The organism is Acinetobacter sp. 16 (genome assembly GCF_033439925.1).
In the GTDB taxonomy this organism is placed as follows: Bacteria; Pseudomonadota; Gammaproteobacteria; order Pseudomonadales; family Moraxellaceae; genus Acinetobacter; species Acinetobacter junii.
This window is the reverse complement of sequence record NZ_CP137746.1, coordinates 2,695,163-2,709,704: the sequence shown is the minus strand read 5'-3', so window position 1 is coordinate 2,709,704 and position 14,542 is coordinate 2,695,163. Positions and strand designations below refer to the sequence as shown.

Genomic DNA, 14,542 nt, shown 5'->3' with positions numbered 1-14,542 from the left:
TTGGGGCAGAGCCCCCCCAATCAATATTCATTTAATATCCATCCGCTTGCATAAGCGAAATACTCTCTTAACCATGCATTATATCGAGTGCTTAAAGGCGTAGTTGATCCAAGTAAAATGGTTTGGCTATAACCTTGTTTTTTTGCAATCGCTTGCGCACGTAAGGTATGAAAGTCACTGGTTACGATTGCAATGGGTTGTTGAAGAGTAATGTGATGCGCTGATAGCAGAGGCTGGCTATTCTTGAGGTTAAGTTCAGTGCTGGTGCTTTTGTCTTCGAGTAAAATCTGAGTGGCAGGGATTTGATGTTTTTGCTGCAAATAGCGTGACATAATGATTGCTTCGCTATCTTTCTCGCCAAAATCAATTCCACCAGAGACAATCACTTTTGCATCTGGTTGAGCTTTTGCCAATGGTGCTGCACGATCAAGACGTTTTGCAAGTGTTGCTGATGGTTGTCCATTCTCGATGCCTGTTCCTAAAACAATAATTGCTTTAACAGGTGGAATAGATTGAGGTTTCTGATTGTTATCTGTCAGATAATTAAAGAAATACCCTAGACTAATGATCCAAATCCAAAAACATGCCCATGCAAAGCGCCAAATAGAATGCAGACGGAAGTGATAAAAGAAAAACCGTTCAAAATGATAATAGAAATAAGCGTAAATACAGAAAAATAGTCCAATTAAAAAGGGTAAAACTGTACCGATGTGAATTTTTTTAAGCGCAATTAGAATAGCTCCATCTAGGAATAAAATAGAACCGACTATAGCTAAAATGATACGAATCCATGAGCTTGCTTGCATAATCTTTTTCGTAAGCGATATAAAACGTGCTAAGTGTATGCAAAATTCATCGAAAGGCAAACGCTTCTATTGATGAATAAAAAATGGGTGAATATCACCCATCTTTATCTATATTCAATAAAGCTTAGTAAACATCTCGACGATAACGACCTGATAATCGTAATTCATCCAATTTTTCCTCTCCTAGAAGATCGATCAATGCAGCTTCAACACCTGTTGCCATACCTTCAATGCTTCCACAAATGTATATGACAGCATCCTTAGCGATCCATGCTAAAAGCTCTTCAGCATTGTTGCGAAGAATATCCTGTACATAAATACGTTGAGCTTGATCTCTAGAGAATGCCAAGTCTAGACGTTTTAGAGTTCCCATGTTTTTCCATGCTTCGATGGTATCTTTATAGAAATAGTCACATTCACGTTGACGCTCACCAAAAATTAACCAATTTTCAGTGTAATTTTGACGATTACGTTGTTGCAACAGGCTCATCAAACCTGCGATACCTGTGCCATTACCGATACAAATGATTGGACGATTATCATCAATCAAATGGAATGATTCATTCGTGCGAATTCGTAAAGCTAGTTTATCTTTGATTTGGATATGTTCTGTTAACCATCCAGAGCCTAACCCAAGTTCACCTTGTGGGTCACGCTGTTGACGAACGACAAGTCTGAGAATTTGCTGCGGAGGAATACTAGCGATAGAGTATTCTCGAGTGGGTAGGGTAGGAAGCTGCTCGATAAGCTCATCAAGATGATTGTATGCCAGAACATCTACGCGTAAATTTTTATTCCGTAATGCCTGATCAATTTTCTGATTCAATGATTCGATTTTGGATTCAGCTGAGATTTGGTACTTTTCTAAAAAGCGTTGAATCTCTGTAGGAGTATTTTCTGGTTGAATTTCTGCAATATCACCAGGATGCCAAGTCATATCATGAGGAGCGGTGAATTCAATATTGTAAGCAGGTTGCCCAAGACTATTTGGGTTGAGGAGTGTACGAGAACTTAATGTCCAGTGATCAAATACTTTTTCAATGTTCATTGCATGTAGTTCTGTGTGAGTAATCTCTGATAAAGCCTGATTCCAGCGTTGGATATCATTAGGATTGACGTTATCGACTTCAATTAAGTCAAATAAAGGTGATGCCTTCGATGCTAATAACCATTGGTTTATTGCATGCCCAAAACTACAGAAACTTTCAGGATATTCTTTAGAACCCAATGCAAGCACTGCAAACTGCATTGAACTTAAATCTAGTGATTGCTTCATCATCTTTTTGCTGAAGCTAGTTGCTAAGTCAGGTGCCTCACCAGTTCCATAGGTACTCACCACAAATAAGACAAGCTCAGCTTGCTGAAGCTCACGCTCAGTCAACTGTTGAAGAGGTTTAACAATTGTTGCTTGCTGTGCTTCTTGTAAGCATGTTGCTGTACGCCATGCGAGTTGCTCAGCCACACCTGTTTGACTTGCGTATGTGATGAGCCATGGTTTTGTATTTGGGTCAATAACTTGAGAACCGATCGTATTTCGTACCGCGAGTGTGAGTTTTTTTTGTTTGCGACGTTTTAAATAAAGCATCCAACCTGTGACGAAAAATAAAGGCATTGTTAAAGATGCCAGCATTGCTAAAAATTGATAAGTGTCACCAAAAAAGCTTCCACGATGTACAGGGAGCATACTGCTCATAATCTTTTCATTTAGCTTCTTATCTTCGTAGAGCTCAAATTTCTCAAAAGTGTTAGATTGATAATTATAAATAGCCTGGTTACGAGCACGTTCATGTTGGGGGATACCATCAACAAAAGATAGCTCAAGCTTTGCATCGTTCTTTTTCGGAATATTAAACGTTAATGATGAATATTCACGTCCAATTTGGGCATTCACGCCTGTCCACGATTGCGACAATATGTTGGTCACTTGCTCAGGTTTAAGTTTTTCTTTTTCAGGTTTTTTTCTATCTTGGTTCGGTTCGTTGCGTTTAGGTTGTTCAACTCCCATGACTTTGAACATACCAGCACGCCACCAGTCATATGACCAATACAAACCAGTGCATGCAAATAAGAGATAAAAGACGACAAGCCAAGTTCCAACTACAGCATGTAAATCCCAAATAAAATTGCGACCCTTAAGTTTAGGCTTAATAAAGAACCATTGTTTAAAAGAATGTTTTTTAGGGAAGCGGAGATAAAGTCCACTCAGCACAAAAAAGATAAGCATCAAGGTTGATGCACCTGTAATTTGTGCTCCAAACTCGCCTGCTGTTAAGTTCCGATGCAATTGTTGGATAAATTGTAATACTTCACGACCTTTGACTTCTGGTAATACTTCAGCTGTATATGGATTGACCATCATGTTATAGCCACGACGAGCACCTTCTTTTTTAATATTTACTGTAGAAGATGCGGTAGGGTCAGCTGCGATGGTAATACTATTAATCTCAATATCGGGTTGTTTTTTATTGAAGTGTTGAAATATCTGGGCTGGGGTTAACTTTGGAGTAGAAGCAGCTTCAACAACATAGCTCTCTTTATTGATGAATTCTAAGATTTGCTGATCATAAGAATAAATTGCTCCAGTTATGCCCATCAATGAAAGGATTAAACCCGCAGTGATCCCTAAGAACCAATGAATTTGGAAGAAGACTTTTTTAAGCATGGTCGAAAAATGTAAATAAAGTGGAGTTCATGTAAAAAATTATAACTCAAGATTAAGAATATAATATGGATTTTGTAGGTAATATTGATTTTGATTCTCATTTAAATTTTCCCATTAAAAAAAACCTCTCATTTTGAGAGGCTTTTTTTGAATATTTTTAATTATAGCGTTTTCGGAGCGCCTACAGTTTCATTCAAATGTTTACGAACAGTATTGAATGAAAAGTTTTTTGAATCCATGCGTTTAGGAAGGATATATGCACCTTGTTGTTCATCACCTTTTGGTGTTTTTACTTTAAAGTTCACCAAAATGAAGTCAGGTAAGCTATACCACTCATAAATATCTTTCCAACCGATTGTTGCAGTACCTTCTTGAACGCCCATTTTTTGGCGCATGACGATACCGTGTGGTTGAACACCAAGACGAAGACCTTTAATTTCCTGAACTGGGAATTCATTCATTTTACGTTTCACATACCACTCAAGACCGAATCGTTTAATCAGGTAGAAGAGGGCAACGAACACGATAACAACCCAACAAAATACAGTTGAGTAAGTAGAGTAGTAGTTAATCAGTCCAGCGGTCACTAAAGAAAGCACCACAAGCGAAATCATAATGATCCACGCTTTGCGACTAAATTTATTAGTACTACGCCAAATCATAAGTTGAGCTTGACGTTGTTCAGCTTCGGAAACTTCGTAGGGAACAGGTTGTAGCGTATAAGCGTATAGCGTTTTGGCGGTCATAGTATAAAAAATGAGTGTAGAACTAGGTTAAGTTTAGCATTAATTAGCAGTCAAAGATATTATGCCAATGGTGGATAAATCAAAGAGATGCAAACTCAGTGCCATCCTGATTTGGCTCATGACTCAAGCTTTGTTTAAGCATGCTTAAGCGAGTCAAAATACCAAACATGAGTGATAATTGTTGCAAAATAATCAAGGATTTTGGATCCCCTTCATCATGAGTACTGAGTCGTTGACGTATGGTTTGTAACATGTTTTGCGCGGATAAATCTGGAACCTCATCACGCAATAATGTGCCTTTAATATCATCTAGGGCTTGATCAAGTAAAGCCAATACTTCTTGATCATGGATTTGTGCACGATGTGCACCTAAGGCTGCGATATAGCTCAAAAAGGTATGACTCAAACACAAGAACTCGAATGCAAGTGACTTTTGTGTTGGATCAATATTTGGCTCAGTTGCTAATGTGGAAATTAAAGAAGCAACTTCTGCATCGGTATTGTGCGCTGCGCGACGAACTACACGATAATTGAGCGCATTATTTTTACCTTCGTGGTATTGCTGAACTACTTCCGAAAGATAATTACATTGAGCTTCTATAGAACGCTGGATGGTACGAGGCAGCCTACGAAATTTCCAATCGGGCCAAATAAAACTCACGCCAAACCATGCGAGGGCACATCCGATAAGTGTATCGATAAATCTTGGAAAGCCAGCAGCAAATGCAGAACCATCAAGATTAAAGTTGATCAGTGCCAAGATAGTGATGAATGCAGTTGCTTGAGCATATTGCTTACTTCTTAGTTCGAAAAATAACACTCCGCTTAAAACAAGCATCACCAATTGCCCTTCAAGTGAAGGAATAAAATAGATAATCGCCAATCCAACAATAATGCCGATTAATGTACCTACTATACGCAAATATAAGCGGCGTTTTGTGGCGTTGAAGTTTGGCTGACATACGAACAGTGCAGTGAGTAAAATCCAGTATCCATATGCAATATTGGTAACTTGAATAAAAATATAGCCAATAAATAAAACGATAGATAAACGGACAGCGTGTCGAAATAAAACAGATTCAGGTGTGAGATGCTGTTTGACTCGAACAAAAATATCATTCCAACCTTTGAGATCATCATCTTTAAGTTGGTGTTCAGTCTGTTGAGTGTTGATCAGTTGCAAATCGCGTTCTGTTTCTAAGTTTTGCAGTTGGGCATCGATCGATTTTAAATTTTGATAGAGTGCAAATAAGGCATTCACACGTACTTGATCATAAATATTATCTTCTCGTAATTTTTCTAATGACAGTCTAAGATTTTCAAAACTATGTTGAAATCTTTTGTTGTGCGTATAACGTGTGCGATTCAAGATACATTGCGCTAAGTCCTGACATGCTTTGCCTTGAATGGTAAGAATACGTTGGAAACGAAATAAAATATCACTGTGTTGAAACAGTTTAGCTAGTTTTTGATAATCAATATGAGCGGAATCAGCACGCTCGTGAATATCTTGAGCTACAAAATAATACTGTAAGCTACGTCGCGTATCTTTTTGACCTCGGTCTCCTTTGAGGCGAGTGACTAGTGCTACACGTAAATTATTGAATAATGTAATTAATTTTCCATTTTCTAGTGCTAAATCAATCATGCTTTGTTGGTAGCTTGATGCGGTCATATCCACATCAAACAGGTTTGATTTAGCATATAAAAAACTACCTAAAGCATTATAAGATGCTGATAGTTGATCTTGTAATTGACGAACTGGAAATAATAAGAAGCTGATGGTTGAAATCAGACCATACCATGCTGCTCCGATCACAAGTAATGCAGGTTGCAAATACCAGTCTTCAAATAGATGAACACCGAGCATGGTATATACCGAAACCACCAAGCATCCATAAGCAATCGTGGCGTAACGTCGCCCTAACGAACCTAATAGAATCCAGCCAATACAAGAGGCGATCAAACCAAAAGCGAATGCGAAAGGGTAGGGAAATAATAATTGAACGGATGCTGCGGTAATAAAAAAACCGATGTAGGTGTAGATTAAGTTCATGATCCGCACAGAAAAGCGATCATCAATATCACTGATACCCGCAGCGACTACACCTAAAGTTAATGGAATCGTAGCCAGTTGAAAATCTAATAAATAAGGAACAAAAGCTGTACCTACAAAAGCGATCAACATCCTCACGTTATACATAAACGTGGTGTTATAAGTTAATTGTTTTAATCGTCCAAACCAAGGATTCAAGTGCTGTCCTTTTCGTATCGTGTCATGGAATTATTGTATGGGAACTGACATCTCAAAAGTGCTAGTCAGCCTGTATTATTATGCACAAAATAGCATGAGAGTGTTAAGCTTAGATCAGGAATAAACTTGAAAAGTGAAGTATTATGAAGGTCGAGCAGTCTAATTCACGTCAATATTCAACAACTTGGATTATGTTGCTTGCACTCCTTACCGCTTTAGGTCCTTTATCAATTGATATGTATTTACCCGCTTTGCCTCAAATGGCAGAGGAGTTTGGGGTAAGCACGCAAATGGTCGCAAATACTTTGCCTGCCTATTTTTTAGGGCTTGCGATTGGTCAACTTATCTATGGTCCAGTGAGCGATCGGATTGGTCGAAAAAAACCTTTGTATTTTGGTTTAACCCTTTATGTGATTGCCAGTCTGGCTTGTGTATTTGCAAGTAATGAATGGGCATTAATCATTGCACGTATTTTTCAAGCGCTTGGGGGCTGTGTCGGTGTCGTTATTGCGCGCGCTGCGATTCGTGATCGGCTGGATGTTCAAGGTTCAGCTCAAGCATTTTCAAGTATGATGATTGTCATGGGGCTAGCACCTATTTTAGCACCTATGTTTGGCGCTTGGATTCTGAATTTTTTCCCTTGGGAAATGATTTTTGCTGCATTGGCTATTATTGGTGTGATCTGTTGGTTATGTGTCCATTCCTTTTTTAAAGAATCTTTGCCAATTGAGCGTCGACTCAAGCTTTCCACTTATCAAGTCACAACGCTTTATGCCGCAATTCTAAAAGATGCGAGCTTTAGAGTCCCCATGTTTGCAGGCTGTCTGACAGGTGCAGCTTTGTTTTGTTACATCAGTTCTGCATCAGCGGTCTTTATGGGGCAGTATGGATTATCTCAACAACAATTCTCCTATGCATTCGCTTTCAATGCTGCTGGAATTATGTTGATGTCTTCTTTGAATAAGCATCTCAATACGAGAATGGATATTTATCCTCGTCTTCGTTTAGGCGGTTCGATTCAGTTCCTTGGTGCTGTATGTGTTGTGTTTGCAGGATCAATGCATAACGCTCCGTTGTGGATATTGATGTCTGGTTTATTTTTTGTAGTGTCTGGAATTGGTTTGACTGGTCCAAATGCAATGGCTTTGGCAATGTCTAAACAAGGTGCTCGAGCTGGAACTGCGAGTGCGATTATGGGAAGTATGCAGTTTGCATGTGGTTTATTAGGTGGTGTTATTCTGAACTTTTTGATTTGGAAAGCTTCATTGAATATGGGACTAATGATGTTGATGTTTACTTCAGCAGGACTGGTCGCTATCTTTAAGGTTGGAAGACAACAGAACAGTATCTCTATGTAGAGATACTGTGGTCATTAAAGTTTACTCATCAACAAAGACAGCAAAATTTTCGACAGGTTCACGCGGTGTAATGAAGGTATTCACGATGTGATCTGGATCGGCATATCCTAATGCAATTGCACAAATAAGCTCTTCATCATCTGGTGCTCCAAGTACATCTAAGACAATTGGATAAAAGTGATTCCATGCAGCTTGAGGGCAAGTATCCAAACCACGTGCTTTAGCAGCGACCATCACATTTTGAATCATCATCGAAATATCCATCTTCGATCCGATTCCCATCGCTTTGTTAACAGTAAAGAAAAGTCCAACAGGCGCATCAAAAAGCTGAAAGTTACGCAGTTGTTGTGCTGCCATTTTTTCCTTTTCGCCTTTTTGAATACCTAATAATCCGTATAGACCCCAACCATTTGCACGACGACGATCAATAAATGGTGAAATCCAATTTTCTGGATAATATGCAAAAGTTTCTTTGTAGCGCTCTGCTAATTCTGGTTTTTGAAATAACTCAAGCTGAGCTGCACAGACGCGCTCAATCATCTCTGCACGTTTCTTTCCAGTAAGCACATAAACCTTCCATGGTTGAGTGTTTGTACCTGATGGTGCCCGGCTTGCAACTGACAAAATGTCTTTAATCGTTTGTACATCAACAGGTGTATCTAGAAATGCACGTACTGAGTGGCGAGAAGTTATTGCTTCATCAACATAACGGACTTGTTCCGTATTCATATAAACTCCAGCTCTTTTAGCTATTTTCTCATTGGGTGAGACTATAAATGAATCTGGTGTTTTTGCAGATGGTTTTTTAGTCGTATTGCAAAATTTGTTTTAAAAGTAATCGTGTTTTCGTTTCGTCAGTAAAGGCTGAATAATTTATGTGCGGTTTTGTTTTGTTTGTGTGAAAAAGAAATATATTTGTAACATAATGAAATAGAACTATTATTTAGCCAAAATTGCTTAACACTGAGTTTTTATCCGAATAAAAAAATACACACAATATTCTAAATTTATGCATAATAGGCCCTTTTTAAAAATTGATTAGGCTTTCCTTACTGATTGGGTGAGGGGGATTTTCTATTACAAACATAGTGAATTTATCCAATTTTATGTTTGTAGAAATGTTGAAATATACATCGAATACAAGGAGCTTCTCATGAGTTTACCTCTCATCCGCAAGCCGTTCTTGATTCAGGGTTTGGCATTTACTGTTGCTATCTTGATGATGAACACGACACAGGCTGCTACTGAGCAAGAGCAAATTCAACAACTTCGTGATGAAGTGAAAGAGTTGCGTGCTTTACTTGAACAATATGTTCCTCAATCAAAACAAAAAACTACATCGCCTGTTTCAAGTTCAGCTCAAGTTCTAGCTGCTCAGACTACAACTCCATCATCTGATACAAATAAAAAATCGCCACTCTCTTTTCAAACAGCATCTGGTGCTGATGTAAAGTTATATGGTTTCTTGCGTGGAGATGCTTCTTATCAAGCCCAAGGTGGCGATGGTATTTTTAACCGAATTAATAATGTCGATCTCGAAAATAATGAGAAAAATAGTGACCGATTTTATAGCACTGCGACCGTGACTCGTTTGGGCTTAGATTTTAAAGCACCTGTACAAGGTGCAGATGTTGGTGGAAAGCTAGAAGTTGATTTTCGCGGTGGAACTAACAACGATACAATCCGTATCCGCCATGCGTATTTGACTTATAACGACTGGTTGTTTGGTCAAACTACATCAACATTCTTGGCGACAGATCTGCAACCTGAGATGCTTGATTTCAATTCACCTTTAGGTATTGGTACATATCGAACTCCAATGGTTCGCTACAGTGGTTCTTTGAATCCTGTCACGAGTTATGCGATTGCTCTAGAAAAAGGTAGTGATGATAATCGTGCACCTGCTTTTAGCTCGAAAATCAAATACGATTTTGCAGAGGGTAAGGGGACAACTTCAGCTCGTGCACTTTTGACAGAAGTACGTAGTAAAGAAGCCTTTGATAAAGATCATCACCAACTCAGTGCAAATGAATCTGACTTAGGTTGGGGGATTGCGCTGGGTGCAAAATACAAATTTACAGATTCTTTGCAAGCGATGCTTGATTACTCACATGTGAAAGGTGATAGCAAATTTTTGCTTTACACCAATAATGCGTTCAATGTGAATCCGACAAATTATGATTTAAATCTCAATGAATTTGATGCTGTGACTGTGGGCACAACGTATCAGATCACGCCAAAAGTTCGTAGCACTTTGGCGTATGGCGCGATGTTTGCTAAAGATAACAATGCATTTGCTCAACAAGCATTGCTAGATACTGCGCAAAATAAAACGCTACAACAAGGTTGGTTGAATGTAATGTTTTCACCTGTTACGCCAATCACGTTCGGTTTAGAGTATATCTATGGCGAACGCAAAACCTTCAATGGTCAAAAAGGTAAGGATAACCGTGTAGGAGCAATGGCTCGCTATAACTTCTAACCTATCCTATAGGTGTAATCATCCGTGAAAACCATCTGTTAATACAGGCTGGGTTCTTACAAAGAACTGTATGTTTTTTATTAACTTGATTGAGTTTTCACTCATTTTGAGAGTTACTGTTTTATTAGTTGTGTGATGGAAAAACTATCTAAAAACTAATGAAATAAACGGAAGAAGATATGGAATTTACTTTCAATGGTTTTTATACCCTAATTTCGGCGGTTATCGTCTTGTTATTAGGGCGTCTGCTCGTTAATAAAATTGACTTCTTAAGACGTTACAACATCCCAGAGCCTGTCGCAGGTGGTTTGGTTGCAGCAGTTGTATCTTTGCTGGTGCACTCAATGTGGGGATATAGCATTGTTTTCAGCAGTCAATTGCAAACAAGTTTTATGCTGATCTTCTTTGCTTCGATTGGTTTAAGTGCCAATTTTATGAAGCTTCGTGAGGGTGGTATTGGACTCGTTATATTCTTGATCTGTGTGGCTTCTTTTATCGCAGTACAAAATGCAGTAGGTATGAGTCTTGCGTCATTGTTAGGTATTGATCCATTGGTTGGTTTGATCGCTGGTTCGATCACGCTCACAGGTGGTCATGGTACTGCTGGTGCTTGGGGTGAAATTCTTGAAACCCAACATGGGATTCAAGGTGCATTAGCACTAGGAATGGCAAGTGCGACATTTGGTCTAATTATTGGTGGGATCATTGGTGGTCCACTGGCTAAATTATTGATCAATCGTTATAGCCTTGCACATGAAAAAAGTTCATTAGAAATCAAAGATCGCGATACGCATCTTGATAAACATCCTGATGAACTTGCTCCATTTGAAAACCCACATCAAGTACGTTTAATCACAGCAGATAATGCAATCACAACATTGGGTATGTTCGCTGCCTGTCTTGCATTTGCTGAGTTTATGACGGGTTATAGCAAAGGGACATGGTTCGAGTTACCAACCTTTGTTTGGGCGCTTGGTGGCGGTGTTATTCTCCGAAATATTCTTGAAAGCGTATTGAAAATTGATATTTTTGATCGTGCAATTGATGTGTTTGGTAACGCGTCGCTTTCATTGTATTTGGCAATGGCATTGCTTTCGTTGAAGTTATGGCAATTGGCAGATTTGGCTGGACCACTGGTTGTTATTTTAGGTGCTCAAACCATTACTATGGCTCTATATGCAGCCTTTGTAACCTTCCGTGTGATGGGTAAAAACTATGATGCTGCTGTTCTTGCTGCGGGTCATTGTGGTTTTGGTATGGGGGCAACACCGACTGCGGTTGCAAACATGCAAGCCATTACGAATATGTATGGACCTTCCCATAAAGCGTTCTTAATTGTTCCGTTATGTGGTGCATTCTTTGTTGATTTAATTAACGCAACAGTAATTCAAGTTATCTTGAAATTCTTTGCCTAAGTCGGATCAAAAGCCCCATATGGGGCTTTTTTGATTCATCTATTTTTATCGTATATGTGTTTGATATACATATAATTTATTAAAGCGAATAAGTGATGAATGAACAATTAAATGCCACGCTGATGTCGTGGGTGCAATTCTTTAATGATCCGCTCTGGAATTTCTTGGTTGTCTTGTTGGTTGCAGTGGGTGTGTTTTACACATTAATCACAGGTGCGGTACAGCTTCGCTTATTTTTACACAGTATTCGTGTTATGAAAGGCAGCCGTAAAGAATGTGTGGATGAGCACGGGATCACACCGTTTCAGGCATTCGTTACAGGACTGGCAAGTCGTGTAGGGGTAGGTAACGTTGCTGGTGTTGCGATTGCGATTGCGATTGGTGGTCCGGGTGCGGTGTTTTGGATGTGGTTTACTGCATTCTTAGGTATGAGTTCTGCATTTGTGGAATCATCGCTCGCACAGTTATTTAAGGTACGAGACCATCAAAACAAACAATTCCGTGGTGGACCTGCGTATTACATTACTCAAGGTTTAAAGCAAAAATGGTTAGGGATTGTTTTCGCACTTTCTCTCATTTTAGCTTATGGTTTTGTGTTTAATGCTGTACAAGCGAATGCGATTATTGGTGCAACTTCTCATGCTTGGGGATGGGATAAAGCCAATCTAACTTTAGGTTTGGGTGGTTTAGACCTAGAAATCTCATGGGTTGGCATTGGACTAGTGACAATGACAGCATTGATTATTTTTGGTGGTATTAAACGTATCGCAAAAGTTGCTGAAGGTATCGTGCCATTCATGGCATTGCTTTACATAATCGTAGCTTTGTACATCGCCATCATCAATCTGCCAATGTTGCCAGAAATATTTAAACTTATTTTCACAAAAGCTTTTGAGTTTGAAGCAGCAGCTGGTGGTTTCTTCGGTGCTATGATTTCTATGGCAATGATGATGGGGATTAAACGTGGTTTGTTCTCAAATGAAGCAGGTATGGGTTCTGCCCCAAATGCTGCTGCTGCATCAGATGTAAAACATCCAGTAAACCAAGGTTTAGTGCAAATGCTAGGTGTCTTTGTAGATACCTTCGTTGTGTGTTCATGTACTGCGATTATCATTATGGTGTCAGGCATGTATCACGAAGCTGGTTTTGAAGGCGTAACGTTAACGCAAAAAGCGCTTGAGAGTCAGATTGGCAGTTGGGGCGGTGGTTTCCTCGCTATTATTCTGTTCTTATTTGCCTTTACGTCGATTATCGGTAACTATGCATATGCGGAAAGTAATGTGCAGTTCATTAATAACAATCCTAAAATCATGCTGATTTTCCGTATTTTAGTATTAGTTATGGTGTACTTCGGTGCAATCACTAGTGTTCCATTGGTTTGGTCTATGGCAGACTTATCGATGGGATTGATGGCAACTATTAACCTGATCGCAATTCTATTGCTTACTCCAATAGCACTGATTTTATTGAAAGATTATACCTCTCAGCTTAAAAAAGGGATTAAAGAACCTGAGTTTAAGATTGATAACTATCCTGAATTGAAGAAAAAAGTCGATTCCGATATTTGGTAAATTGATAAAAAGCTCCTGTAAAGGAGCTTTTTTTGTGGCATAGAAACAGTCAGCAAAGAATTGATACAGCTTTTAAAAATCGCTCGGAGTAAAATTTGAGAGATATATAAAGTGAATATGGCATCAAATGCAGATGAAACAGCTTAAATTATTGACTCTAGGACTATCGATGATGTTTGTGGTGGGTTGCCAAACCACATCACATCTACGACCTGTTGTAGAAGATGCTCAGGTACAAACCATGAGTCAACCTTTTGCTGCGATCAAAAAACAACAGAAACGTCCTGTCATTGCGCTGGTATTAGGAAGTGGTGGTGCGAGAGGATATGCTCATATCGGAGTGATCGAAGTGCTTGAACAGCAAGGCATCCGACCTGATTTGATCGTAGGTACAAGCGCAGGCAGTATAGTGGGTTCAATATATGCCAGTGGTAAAAGCGCAGCTGAATTAAGAGATATTGCACTCAAACTCAAAGCCAATGATGTACGTGATGTAAATGTGAGCCTCAAAGGTTTCTTTGATGGTAAAAAAGTTGAAGACTATGTCAATCAACAAGTGCTTGACACACCGCTACAAAAGTTAAAAATTCCAATGTATGTGGTTGCAACTGAACTCAAAAATGGGACGAAAACCGTATTTAACTATGGCAATACAGGGCAAGCCGTGCGTGCATCGACTTCTATTCCAAGTATGTTTGTACCGACTAAGATTCGTAATGTCGAGTATGTTGATGGTGGGCTAGTGAGCCCTGTCCCAGTTGAAGTAGCACGGGAACTAGGTGCGGATATTGTGATTGCTGTAGATATTTTGGCGCAGCCAATTCATACCGAAACCACCAATGTATGGGGCTTGTTCAATCAAAATATTAATATCATGCAAGGGCGATTAGCCGAAGAAGAATTGAAAGATGCGGATGTCGTGATTCAACCTGATCTACGTGAAAAGGCACATATCTTTGATGTGAAAGGACGTAAAATGACTATGCAAGCTGGGATTGATGCAGCACAGGCTAAACTTGCGGATATTCAATCGACAATTCAAAGTAAGCAAAATTCAGCCACTCAAGCGCAGCAAGATTTTGCATTGAAAATAAATCCTGTAGCACCCTAATCGGCTATTTTTCTGCCAGTAAATCAATACAAGATAAGGCGTGGTTTGCTGGCAGATGTTTTTTAATAAAACAATTTGTAAATCCTCTACAAAAAGCTATGAAAAAATCAAGAAAACAGGTAAATAACTACAATTCA

Annotated in this window: 10 protein-coding genes; 5 read left to right on the top strand and 5 right to left on the bottom strand. The window is 39.1% G+C overall.

Going from position 1 to position 14,542, the window contains the following annotated elements; translation table 11 throughout:
- Nucleotides 1-20: 20 nt before the first annotated feature.
- The 4 genes from R2H34_RS13085 to yccS form a co-directional block, all read right to left on the bottom strand.
- The gene (locus R2H34_RS13085; protein WP_318342296.1) at nt 21-806 is read right to left on the bottom strand and encodes a YdcF family protein; all 786 of its coding nucleotides are present in this window, start codon (nt 804-806) and stop codon (nt 21-23) included.
- Nucleotides 807-930: 124 nt separating this feature from the next.
- Complete coding sequence (locus R2H34_RS13080; protein WP_318342295.1) at nt 931-3,468, bottom strand: sulfite reductase flavoprotein subunit alpha; 2,538 nt, start codon at nt 3,466-3,468, stop codon at nt 931-933.
- Nucleotides 3,469-3,629: 161 nt separating this feature from the next.
- Nucleotides 3,630-4,214 (bottom strand): YcxB family protein, encoded by a 585-nt coding sequence (locus R2H34_RS13075; protein WP_136700403.1) that lies wholly within the window; start codon nt 4,212-4,214, stop codon nt 3,630-3,632.
- 79 nt (nt 4,215-4,293) lie between these two features.
- On the bottom strand, nt 4,294-6,468 hold the full coding sequence (gene yccS, locus R2H34_RS13070) for a YccS family putative transporter (RefSeq protein ID WP_151730748.1): 2,175 nt from the start codon (nt 6,466-6,468) through the stop codon (nt 4,294-4,296).
- A 143-nt stretch (nt 6,469-6,611) separates the two neighbouring features.
- On the opposite strand from yccS, the gene R2H34_RS13065 reads away from it, so the two are divergent.
- A complete protein-coding gene (locus R2H34_RS13065) occupies nt 6,612-7,826 on the top strand; it encodes a multidrug effflux MFS transporter (protein WP_318342294.1) in 1,215 nt (404 codons plus the stop codon).
- Between the two features lie 21 nt (nt 7,827-7,847).
- Here the strand turns inward: R2H34_RS13065 and R2H34_RS13060 are convergent, their stop codons facing one another.
- Nucleotides 7,848-8,555 (bottom strand): nitroreductase, encoded by a 708-nt coding sequence (locus R2H34_RS13060; protein ID WP_318342293.1) that lies wholly within the window; start codon nt 8,553-8,555, stop codon nt 7,848-7,850.
- A 424-nt stretch (nt 8,556-8,979) separates the two neighbouring features.
- Between R2H34_RS13060 and R2H34_RS13055 the strand changes: the two genes are divergently transcribed.
- From R2H34_RS13055 to R2H34_RS13040, 4 genes are all read left to right on the top strand, one after another.
- Nucleotides 8,980-10,308 (top strand): DcaP family trimeric outer membrane transporter, encoded by a 1,329-nt coding sequence (locus R2H34_RS13055; RefSeq protein WP_004908692.1) that lies wholly within the window; start codon nt 8,980-8,982, stop codon nt 10,306-10,308.
- Between the two features lie 179 nt (nt 10,309-10,487).
- Nucleotides 10,488-11,723, top strand: coding sequence for a sodium/glutamate symporter (gltS, locus tag R2H34_RS13050; protein ID WP_004950593.1), 1,236 nt, complete (start codon nt 10,488-10,490; stop codon nt 11,721-11,723).
- 95 nt (nt 11,724-11,818) lie between these two features.
- Nucleotides 11,819-13,294, top strand: a complete 1,476-nt coding sequence (locus R2H34_RS13045; RefSeq protein WP_004950597.1) for an alanine/glycine:cation symporter family protein — start codon at nt 11,819-11,821, stop codon at nt 13,292-13,294.
- A 133-nt stretch (nt 13,295-13,427) separates the two neighbouring features.
- Entirely contained in the window at nt 13,428-14,405 is a 978-nt protein-coding gene (locus R2H34_RS13040) for a patatin-like phospholipase family protein (protein WP_005402132.1), read from the top strand.
- Nucleotides 14,406-14,542: the final 137 nt, after the last annotated feature.